This is a genomic window from Kocuria sp. NPDC057446, assembly GCF_042802875.1.
In the GTDB taxonomy this organism is placed as follows: domain Bacteria; phylum Actinomycetota; class Actinomycetes; order Actinomycetales; family Micrococcaceae; genus Kocuria.
The window spans coordinates 1-10,323 of record NZ_JBHVDI010000141.1 but is presented as its reverse complement, the minus strand read 5'-3'; the positions used below and the strand labels follow the sequence as shown (position 1 = coordinate 10,323).

7 protein-coding genes are annotated in these 10,323 nt (G+C 71.7%); 1 reads left to right on the top strand and 6 read right to left on the bottom strand.

Annotated elements, in window-relative coordinates; translation table 11 throughout:
• Positions 1 to 417: 417 nt before the first annotated feature.
• The 6 genes from tyrS to ACFU0Y_RS14600 form a co-directional block, all read right to left on the bottom strand.
• Positions 418 to 1,728: a tyrosine--tRNA ligase gene (gene tyrS / locus ACFU0Y_RS14625; RefSeq protein WP_380215254.1), complete on the bottom strand. Its 1,311-nt coding sequence runs from the start codon at positions 1,726 to 1,728 to the stop codon at positions 418 to 420.
• A 67-nt stretch (positions 1,729 to 1,795) separates the two neighbouring features.
• A complete protein-coding gene (locus ACFU0Y_RS14620) occupies positions 1,796 to 4,054 on the bottom strand; it encodes a HelD family protein (RefSeq protein ID WP_380215253.1) in 2,259 nt (752 codons plus the stop codon).
• A 118-nt stretch (positions 4,055 to 4,172) separates the two neighbouring features.
• A complete protein-coding gene (locus ACFU0Y_RS14615) occupies positions 4,173 to 4,709 on the bottom strand; it encodes an adenine phosphoribosyltransferase (protein WP_380215252.1) in 537 nt (178 codons plus the stop codon).
• Between the two features lie 26 nt (positions 4,710 to 4,735).
• Complete coding sequence (locus tag ACFU0Y_RS14610; protein ID WP_380215251.1) at positions 4,736 to 5,410, bottom strand: DNA-3-methyladenine glycosylase; 675 nt, start codon at positions 5,408 to 5,410, stop codon at positions 4,736 to 4,738.
• Positions 5,407 to 6,855 (bottom strand): argininosuccinate lyase, encoded by a 1,449-nt coding sequence (gene argH / locus ACFU0Y_RS14605; protein WP_380215250.1) that lies wholly within the window; start codon positions 6,853 to 6,855, stop codon positions 5,407 to 5,409. The genes ACFU0Y_RS14610 and argH overlap by 4 nt, the downstream gene beginning before the upstream one ends.
• Positions 6,856 to 7,004: 149 nt before the next feature.
• Positions 7,005 to 8,231, bottom strand: coding sequence for an argininosuccinate synthase (locus tag ACFU0Y_RS14600; RefSeq protein WP_380215249.1), 1,227 nt, complete (start codon positions 8,229 to 8,231; stop codon positions 7,005 to 7,007).
• Positions 8,232 to 8,607: 376 nt separating this feature from the next.
• Here ACFU0Y_RS14600 and ACFU0Y_RS14595 point away from each other — a divergent pair, with 376 nt between their 5' ends.
• Entirely contained in the window at positions 8,608 to 10,284 is a 1,677-nt protein-coding gene (locus ACFU0Y_RS14595; RefSeq protein ID WP_380215248.1) for a catalase, read from the top strand.
• Positions 10,285 to 10,323 lie beyond the last annotated feature (39 nt).

The window sequence follows — 10,323 nt, the reverse complement described above, 5'->3', positions numbered from 1 at the left end:
ACCCCACGGAGGCAGGACGGCGACAACCAATCAACCGAATAAAACATCCGGTATCAACAAACATGGCACACTATTGAGTTCTCAAACAACAGACCAGCAACCAGGCTCTCACACCCGGAAACCGTGTTGGAATTTTGGTGCCCTTCTCGGTGGAACATCGTTCCCCGCCTCAGGCAGCTCGACCATCCTACGCAGTCCGTTCTCGGCGTGTCAACCTGCGTTGTTCCGATCCCGCACCGACCCGGAGGGTCGCTCCCGCATGAACTAGGCAGCACCTGTCGGTCCTGCTGCTCTTTGCGGTGGTGTCCCCGGCCGGCCTCTCGGCCCTGCCTGACGACTCGATGAACACTACACCCCCGCCCAGGGGCCTGCAAGCTCGGCTCCCGGACGGGGGTGGTGGACGGATCGGGACCGGTCTCAGGCCTCCACGGTCACCGCCGCGAGGTGCTTCTTGCCGCGGCGCAGCAGCGCCCACCGGCCGTGCAGGAGCTGATCGGGGGCGAGCTCGGCGTCCTCCCCGACGACCTTCTCGTTGTTCACGTAGGCCCCGCCCTCCTTGAGGGTCCGGCGCGCCGCGGACTTCGACTCCGACAGTCCGGTGGCCACCAGCAGATCGGCGACCTGCAGGGACCCGGAGGCCACACTCGCCCCGGGCAGCTCCCGGGCCACCGAGTCCAGGGTCTGCTCGTCGAGCTCCGCGAGCTCGCCCCGCCCGAAGACGGCGGCCGAGGCCGCGATGGCCTTCTCGGTCGCCTCGACGCCGTGCACCATGGTGTTGACCTCCCAGGCCAGCACCTTCTGGGCCTGCCTCTTGTACGGCTCCTCCGCGACCGCCCGGGCCAGCTCCTCGATCTCGGCGCGGGCGAGGAAGGTGAAGACCTTCAGCCGGTCGACCACGTCGGCGTCGGCGGTGTTGAGCCAGAACTGGTAGAAGGCGTACGGCGAGGTCAGCTCCGGGTCCAGCCACACGGCGTTGCCCTCGGACTTGCCGAACTTCGTCCCGTCCGAGTTGGTGATCAGCGGGGTGCCCACGGCGTGCACGGAGGTGCCCTCGACCTTGCGGATCAGCTCGGTGCCGGAGGTCAGGTTGCCCCACTGGTCGGAGCCGCCGGTCTGCAGGGTGCACCCGTGCTCGCGGTAGAGGTTCAGGTAGTCCAGGCCCTGCAGGATCTGGTAGCTGAACTCGGTGTAGGAGATCCCCTCGTCCGAGTGCAACCGCTTGGCCACGATGTCCTTCTTGATCATCGTGCCGACCCGGAAGTGCTTGCCGATGTCGCGGAGGAAGTCGATGGCCGACAGCTGGGAGGTCCAGTCCAGGTTGTTGACCATGACGGCCCGGTTCTCGCCCTCGAAGGAGAGGAAGCGCTCGACCTGGGCGCGCAGCAGGTCGACCCACTGCGCCACTGTCTCCTTGGAGTTCAGGATCCGCTCGGAGGTCTGGCGGGGGTCGCCGATGAGTCCGGTGGACCCGCCCACCAGCCCGATCGGGTGGTGACCGGCGAGCTGGAGCCGGCGCATCAGCAGCAGCTGCACCAGGTGCCCCAGGTGCAGGGACGCCGCCGTCGGGTCGAACCCGCAGTAGTAGGTGAGCGTCTCCTCCGACAGCGCCTTCTCGAGCGCCGCCTCGTCGGTGGACACGTGCACGAGCCCGCGCCACTGCAGCTCCTGCCACACGGTGGCGAAGGACGGATCGTTGTGCTGGAGGTCCAGGTCTATAGCGTTCGACACGGCTTCCAAGGTACCAGGGCGCGGGGGCGTCCCCCTCCGCGCCCCGGTGCCTCCGGGCGGTGCCGGCTCAGAACCGGTCCAGGCCCACCGGGAGCGGCCGGGCCGCGACGACGCGCAGCCGCTGGGTGGGCCGGGTCATGGCCACGTACAGATTGCCGACGCCTCCGCCGACCTCCTCGACGAGCGCCTGCGGCTCGAGGACCACCACCGAGTCGAACTCGAGTCCCTTGGCGTCCCACGCGGAGAGCACCACGACCTGCCGGTCCAGCCGGCGGACGCCGGCGCCGACGAGTCCGGGCAGGGCCCCGGCGAGCGCCGTGCCGATCTCCTGCACGCGGTCCTCAGGCACGATCACGGCCACGAGCCCGCCGTTGACGAGCTCGAGCTCGGTGCGCACCTGGTCCAGGACGCCGTCGACCACGTCGCCGGCACCGACGCGCTGCACGATCGGCGGCTCGCCCTCGCGGACGGCCCGGGGGGCGGAGAGGTCCAGGCCGGCGCCGCGGGCGACCTCGACCGCGGCCTCGGCGATCGCGGCGGGCGTGCGGTAGTTCACCGTGAGCTCGTCGAGGGCGAACCGCTCCCCCACGAAGGGCTCGAGCGCGTCCTGCCAGCTGCGGGCGGCCGTGGCCGAGCCCGCCTGGGCGATGTCGCCGACCACGGTGAACGACTTCATGGGGCACCGGCGCATCAGCACGCGCCACTGCATCGGCGACAGCTCCTGGGCCTCGTCGACGACGACGTGCCCGTAGGCCCACGTGCGGTCCGCGGTCGCGGCCTCGGCCGCGGTCATCCGGTGCGGGGTGACGGCGTTGAAGTCCGTGAGCTGGGCGGCGGTCACGATGCCGTCCGCCCCGACGTCCTCGAGGCTCTGGTGCATGTTCTGCAGCGCGTGCTCGGCGTTGTCGGTCGCCTTGCGGAGCTCGCGGTCCGTCTCGGCGCGCCGGCGCACCCCCGCCTCGTCGAGGTCGCCCAGCAGCTCGGCGGCCTCGTCCAGCAGCGGCACGTCGGCCACGGTGAAGGGGGCGTCGGCCGGGCGCAGCAGGGCGTCGACCTGGGCGGCGTCGAGATGCGGGGCGGCGGACTCCAGGTAGTGGCGCTTGCTGAACAGCTGCCCGACGAGGGTCTGGGGCGACATCGGCATCCACGCGAGGTTGAGCGCGATCCGCACGTCCCGGGACTGCCGGATGTCCTCCGCGAGGTAGGAGCGGTCCATGACGTTGCCGCTGGTGGTGTTGAGGTGCTCGCCGAGCTGCTCGGTGAGCTCGCGCAGCACGATCTTCACGAAGGTGTTGCGGGCCTCGTTGTGCGGCTTGCCGGTGGCGCGGGCCTTGTCCCGGGCTCGCTTGACCGTGCGCGGGGTCAGGGTCACCCGGTGGGTGTCCACGCGCAGCACCTGCTCCGCCGCGGGCACCTTCTGCCGGTCCCGCACGGCGCGGGCGACGACGTCGACCATGTCCAGGCCCGCCTTGAGCCGTGCGGTGCGCGGATCCCGCTCGGGGACGGCGCTCACACCGGGGAACAGCTCGGACAGGGAGGACATCACGACGCCGGTCTCGCCGAGCGCCGGCAGCACCCGTTCGATGTACCACATGAACGACGACGACGGCCCGACGATCAGCACCCCGGCCTTGCGCAGCCGCTCCCGGTGCTCGTAGAGCAGGTACGCCGCCCGGTGCAGGGCCACGGCGGTCTTGCCGGTGCCGGGCCCGCCCTGGACCACGCGCACGCCCGGCAGCGGGGCGCGGATGATCCGGTCCTGCTCGGCCTGGATGGTCGCGACGATGTCCGACATCCGGCCGGTGCGCTTCTGGTTCAGCGCCGCCAGCAGCGCGCCCTCCCCGTGGAGCACGCCCTCGTCCTCGAGCATGTCCGGGTCGAGGACGTCGTCCTCGAGGGCGGCGACGTCGCGGCCCTCGAGGATGAGGTGCCGGCGGCGCCGGACGCCCATGGGGCTCTGCGCCGTGGCCTGGTAGAACGCGGCGGCCTCACGGGCGCGCCAGTCCACCATGAGCCGCTGGTGGTCGGAGGTGGCGAGGCCGATGCGCCCGACGTAGCGGCGGTCGCCGTCGTGGCCGTCCAGGCGTCCGAAGACGAGACGGTGGTCCACGGCCTCGAGCTGGGCGAGGCGGTCCTCGTAGTGGGTCGCGAACGCGTCGCGCTCCGCGCGGTTCTGGTGGTTGCCGAAGGACTCGCTGCGCCGCACGGCCGCCAGCTCCGCGGTCTTCTCGGCCCGCAGCTCGTCGAGCCGGTCGTAGAGCATCGCGACGTACGCGCGCTCGACAGCAAGTTGCTCGGCCGCCATCGTGGCGACGGTCTCTGCCATGGGTGGACACCTCGTTCCGGATCGAACAGACCATCGATTCTACCGGTCGGCGGGCGTTGCGGAGACGTCCCCGCCGCGCGGTGCGTCACAGTGCTTCGCCGGGGTGCTGCGCCCCAGGTCAGACCCGGTACAGGGCCCGGACGCGATGCCCGCCGAGCTGGCTGCGGCCCCGCAGGTCGGTGAGCTCCATGATCAGTCCGAACCCGGCGACGTGCAGCCCGGCCCGGTGCAGCAGCTGCGCCGTGGCCCCCAGGGTGCCGCCGGTCGCGAGGATGTCGTCGAGCACGAGCACGCGGGCGCCGCGGGGCACGTCGTCGGTGTGGATCTCCAGCACCGCCGAGCCGTACTCCAGGACGTACTCCTCGCGGAAGGTCTCCCGCGGCAGCTTCCCGGCCTTGCGCACGGGGATGAGGCCCACGCCCGTGGCGTAGGCCACGGCCCCGGCCATGAGGAACCCGCGCGCCTCGACGCCGGCCACGTGGTCGAACTGGCCGCGGAAGGCGTCGGCCAGGGCGTCGACGGTGCGCCGGAAGCCGGGACCGTCCGCGAACAGGGGCGTCAGGTCGCGGAAGAGGACGCCCGGCTCCGGGTAGTCGGGGATCTTCACGCACAGGCGCTCGATCATCTGCTCAACGGATTCAGTCACGTCGCTCATGCTAGCCGTCCCGGTCCCACCGGGGCTCAGCGGCGCCGGCGTGGGACCGCGGCGCGGTACGGGGAGACGGTGGGCTCCCCCGGCAGCCACCACCGCCAGGGGAACTCGGGGGTCCCGCCGGGCCCGGACACCCCGGTGCGCGGACCGGCGGCGCCGGGCAGCGGGCCGTCCAGGCGCAGGAAGAAGCCCGGCGCCGCGGCCTGCGCCGTCCCGGCGAGCGCGGCGCCGTCGTGGCTCAGGTCGATGCCCAGGGCCTTGGCGAGATTGCCCGGGCCCCGGGCCAGCGCGGTGTCGGGCACCGGCCGGGACCGTCCCGCGGCCCGGCGGGCCCGGGCGAGCTCCACGCCCTCGACCACCTCGCCGGCGCGGAGCAGGCACCCGCCCGCGGTGCCCTCGGGGCGGCAGACCAGGTTCACGGCGTGGTGCATCCCGTAGGTGAAGTACACGTAGACGTGGCCCGGCGGGCCGAACATGGAGGCGTTGCGCGCCGTGCGCCCGCGCCACGTGTGCGCCCCCGGGTCCGGCAGGTCGGAGCCGTCCGGGCCGCCGTAGGCCTCGACCTCCGTGAGCCGCAGGACCACGGTGCCCTCGCCGGTGCGGTGGCCGAACAGTGCGCCGAGCAGCCGCGGGGCGACCTCGGGCGCCGGCCGGGACAGCAGCTCGAGCAGCGCGGGCCCGGTGACCGGCTCGCGCCGGCTCATCCCGCGACGATCGGGGCCCGCCGCGAGAACTCCGCGGCCTCGGCCACCTGGCGCTCGAGCTCGCCGGTCTGCGCGGCCACGGCCGAGGGCGCCGTTCCGCCCTGGGCGCTGCGCGAGGCCAGCGAGCCCGCCACCGTGAGCACCTCGCGCACGCCGGGGGTGAGCCGGGCGGAGATCGCGGCGAAGTCCTCGTCGGAGAGGTCCCACAGCTCGATGCCGCGCTGCTCGCAGACCCGGACGGCGTCCCCGGCGACCTCGTGCGCGTCCCGGAAGGGAACGCCCTGGCGCACGAGCCACTCCGCGACGTCGGTGGCCAGGGCGAAGCCCTGGGGGGCGAGCTCGGCCATGCGCTCCGTGTTGAAGTCGAGGGTGGCGATCATCCCCGCGACCGCGGGCAGCAGCACCTCGAGCTGGTCGATGGCGTCGAAGACCGGCTCCTTGTCCTCCTGGAGGTCACGGTTGTAGGCGAGGGGCAGGCCCTTGAGCGTGGCCAGCAGCCCGGTGAGGTCGCCGATCAGCCGGCCGGCCTTGCCACGGGCGAGCTCGGCGATGTCCGGGTTCTTCTTCTGCGGCATGATCGAGGACCCGGTGGAGAAGGCGTCGTCGAGGGTGACGAAGGAGAACTCCTTGGTGGCCCACGTGGTGATCTCCTCGGAGATCCGGGACATGTCCACGGCGATCATGGCCGTCACCCAGGAGAACTCGGCGTAGACGTCCCGGGCCGCGGTGCCGTCGATGGAGTTGTGCACGGCGGAGTCGAAGCCCAGTTCGGCGGCGACGGCCCGCGGGTCGAGGCCCAGCGACGACCCGGCGAGCGCGCCGGAGCCGTACGGGGAGACAGCGGCGCGGGCGTCCCAGTCGACGAGGCGCTGGACGTCGCGCAGCATGGCCCAGGCGTGGGCGAGCAGGTGGTGGGACAGCAGCACCGGCTGGGCGTGCTGGAGGTGGGTGCGCCCGGGCATCGGGGCCTCCGGGTGGGCCTTCGCCTGGTCCAGGAGCGCCTGCACGACGTCGAGCACGTTGCGGGCGATGATCGCGGCGTGGTCGCGCAGGTACATCCGCCCCAGGGTGGCGATCTGGTCGTTGCGGGACCGGCCGGCGCGCAGCTTGCCGCCGAGCTCGGGGCCGGCGCGCTCGATGAGTCCCTTCTCGAGGGATCCGTGGACGTCCTCGTCCGAGGCCGCGGGGGCGTAGACCCCGGACCGGACGTCGGCCTCGAGCCGGTCGAGGGCGTCGAGCATGCCCTCGAGCTCGTCGCCGGTCAGGAGCCCGGCGGTGTGCAGGACCCGGGCGTGGGCCCGGGAGCCGGCGATGTCGTAGGGGGCCAGGCGCCAGTCGAAGTGCGTCGACCTGCTCAGCGCCGCGAGGGCGTCGGCCGGTCCCCCGGCGAAGCGCCCGCCCCAGAGCGCACCCTCGTTGGTCCCGTGCTTGTCCTGCTGCGCCATGTCTCTCCTCGTCGGTCCGCCGGCTGGAGTCCGCCGGGGTCGGGGCCGCCGGGGTCGGATCCGCCGGGGCCGGGTCGGCCGGGCGTGGACGAAGGGCCCCGCCGGGGCGGGGCCCTCCGTCGTCGTGCCCGGTCCTGCTGGGGACGAGCCTACGCGCCCTGGGTCTGCCGGGCCTCGGCGGCGATCCGCTGCTCGCGGGAGGCCGCGACCTTGGAGGACATGCCGAACAGCTCGATGAACCCGCGGGCCTGGGACTGGTCGAAGGCGTCGCCCTCGTCGTAGGTCGCGAGGTTGAAGTCGTACAGGGACGTGTTCGAGCGGCGGCCCGTGACCGTGGCCTGACCGGCGTGCAGGGTCATCCGGATGTCGCCGTCCACGTACTTCTGGGTGTCCTGGATGAAGGCGTCGAGGGACTGCTTGAGCGGGGAGAACCACTGGCCGTCGTAGACGAGCTCGGTCCAGCGCTGGGTGGCCATCCGCTTGAAGCGGGCCTGCTCGCGCTCGACCGTCACGTTCTCCAGCTCGCGGTGCGCGGCGATGAGGGCCATGGCGCCGGGGGCCTCGTAGACCTCGCGGGACTTGATGCCCACGAGCCGGTCCTCGACGATGTCGATCCGGCCCACGCCCTGGGCCCCGGCGCGCCGGTTCATCTCCTGGATGGCCTGCAGCGGCGTGACGGGCTGACCGTCGAGGGCCACGGGGATGCCGCCCTTGAAGCTGATCACGACCTCGTCGGCCGGCGGCGGGAACGTGGGGTCGTCCGTGTAGTCGTAGACGTCCTTGGTCGGGGCGTTCCAGATGTCCTCGAGGAACCCGGTCTCCACGGCCCGGCCCCACACGTTCTGGTCGATCGAGAAGGGGTTCTTCTTGGTCGTGGCGATGGGCAGGTGGTGCTTCTCGGCGTAGTTGATGGCCTTGTCGCGGGTCAGGGCGAGGTCGCGGACCGGCGCGATGCACTTCAGTTCGGGGCCCAGCGTCTGGATGCCGACCTCGAAGCGGACCTGGTCGTTGCCCTTGCCCGTGCAGCCGTGGGCCACGGTGGAGGCGCCGAACCGCTGGGCCGCGGCCACGAGGTGCTTGACGATCACCGGGCGGGACAGCGCGGAGACCACCGGGTAGGCGTCCATGTACAGGGCGTTCGCCTGCAGCGCCGGCATGCAGTACTCGGCGGCGAACTCGTCACGGGCGTCGGCCACGTAGGCCTCGACGGCCCCGCAGTCGAGGGCGCGCCGGCGGATGGTCTCCAGGTCCTCGCCGCCCTGTCCGACGTCGACGGCCACGGCGATGACCTCGGCCCCCGTCGCCTCGCCGATCCAGCCGATGGCCACGGAGGTGTCGAGGCCTCCGGAGTAGGCCAGCACAACACGCTCGGTCACGGTGTTTCCCTTCGTCGATGGTCCGGGCGCCACGACGTGACCCCCGCCTTCTGTGCATGACTATACACGGCAACTTGTATTTATGCATAGTCCGGCGATCGGTCCGGCACGGGGCTCCGCGCCCCGGCCGGGGCACCCTTGACGCTCCCCGCACCCGGTGGTCGACTGGGAGCGCCGGCCCACCGCGGCTCTCGGACCCCCCTCCCACCTGCACCGGCACGGTCCGCCACTCCGCAATTATGAATCGCTAGCAATAGCCCGCCGCTTCCGACATACTGGGCGAGAGCTGTCGTCGGCACCGATGACCGCACCCGGGCAGGCCGGAGCGGTCCCGCCCCGGCCTCCCGGACATCCGGCCCCTATCGAGAGGAACCCCATGACGAACGTTCCCGACCAGACCCTGACCACGCGCCAGGGCCACCCGGTCCACGACAACCAGAACACCCGCACCGTCGGCTCGCGCGGTCCCGCGACCCTCGAGAACTACGCGTTCCTCGAGAAGATGAGCCACTTCGACCGCGAGCGCATCCCCGAGCGCGTGGTGCACGCCCGCGGCACCACGGCCTTCGGCTACTTCGAGGCCTACGGCAAGTTCGGCGACGAGCCCATCGCCAAGTACACCCGCGCGAAGCTCTTCCAGGAGGCCGGCAAGCGCACCGAGACCGCCGTGCGCTTCTCCACCGTGGCCGGCGGCCGGGACTCCTCCGAGGTGGCCCGCGACCCCCGCGGCTTCGCCGTGAAGTTCTACACCGAGGACGGCAACTGGGACCTCGTCGGCAACAACCTCGGCGTCTTCTTCATCCGTGACGCCATCAAGTTCCCGGACTTCATCCACTCCCAGAAGCCGGACCCCGTGAACTTCGAGGCCGGCGTCGCCAACCGCGCCTTCGACTTCTGGAGCCAGTCGCCCGAGGCGATGCACATGGTCACGATCCTGTTCTCCCCGCGCGGGATCCCGGCGGACTACCGCCACCAGCAGGGCTTCGGCGTGAACACCTACAAGTGGGTCAACGCCGCCGGTGAGTCCGTGCTGGTGAAGTACCACTGGATCCCGAAGCAGGGCGTGAAGTCGCTGACCTCCGAGGACGCGGCGAACATCCAGGCCCAGACGCTCGGTTCGCACACCAAGGACCTCTACGACGCGATCGAGGCGGGCGACTACCCCGAGTGGGAGCTGCAGGTCCAGGTCATGGAGGACCACGACCACCCCGAGCTGGACTTCGACCCGCTGGACGACACCAAGGTGTGGCCGGAGGAGCTGTTCCCGCCGAAGCCGGTCGGTCGCATGGTGCTCAACCGCAACCCGCAGAACTTCTTCGCCGAGAACGAGCAGATCGCCTTCGGCACCGGCGTGCTGGTGGACGGCCTCGACTTCTCCGACGACAAGATGCTCGTGGGCCGCACCTTCTCCTACTCGGACACCCAGCGCTACCGCGTGGGCCCGAACTACCTGCAGCTGCCGGTCAACGCACCGAAGGCCCCGGTGGCCACCAACCAGCGCGACGGCCAGATGGCCTACGGCGTGGACGTGGCCCCCGGCCAGAACCCGCACGTCAACTACGAGCCGTCCATCACCGGTGGCGTGCAGGAGACCCCGAAGCCCGAGGGCTACCAGCCCGAGGTCGGTCCGCAGCTCAACGCGCGCCTGACCCGCGCCCAGATCGAGCGGACCAACGACTACCAGCAGGCCGGCGAGCGCTTCCAGCTCCAGGAGGACTGGGAGAAGGAGGAGCTCATCGCCAACCTGGTCGGTGCCCTGTCCCAGTGCGACCGCCCGATCCAGGAGCGCATGGTCTGGCACTTCTACATGATCGAGGACGAGATGGGCCGCCGCGTGGGCGACGGCATCGGCGTCTCCCTCGAGGACGTGCGCGACCTGGGCCCGCTGCCCACCCAGCGCCTGACCGAGGCGGAGCTGCAGCGCGTGGCGAACCTCGGCAACAACGGCCCGCGCAGCGTGGAGGGTCTCACCATGACCCACTGCGTGCCCAACGAGCACGTGCGGGTGGAGCGCGAGCCCCAGCAGGCGAGCCCCGCGATGATGTCCAGCTGATCCCGTGACGGCAGGCGCCCCGCACGGGGCGCCTGCCCC

Excerpts from the sequence above, each read along its gene's own strand:
- ACFU0Y_RS14620 (WP_380215253.1), bottom strand. The coding sequence starts at position 4,054 with ATGGCAGAGACCGTCGCCACGATGGCGGCCGAGCAACTTGCTGTCGAG.
- ACFU0Y_RS14615 (WP_380215252.1), bottom strand. The coding sequence starts at position 4,709 with ATGAGCGACGTGACTGAATCCGTTGAGCAGATGATCGAGCGCCTGTGC.
- ACFU0Y_RS14610 (WP_380215251.1), bottom strand. The coding sequence starts at position 5,410 with ATGAGCCGGCGCGAGCCGGTCACCGGGCCCGCGCTGCTCGAGCTGCTG.
- argH (WP_380215250.1), bottom strand. The coding sequence starts at position 6,855 with ATGGCGCAGCAGGACAAGCACGGGACCAACGAGGGTGCGCTCTGGGGC.
- ACFU0Y_RS14595 (WP_380215248.1), top strand. The coding sequence starts at position 8,608 with ATGACGAACGTTCCCGACCAGACCCTGACCACGCGCCAGGGCCACCCG.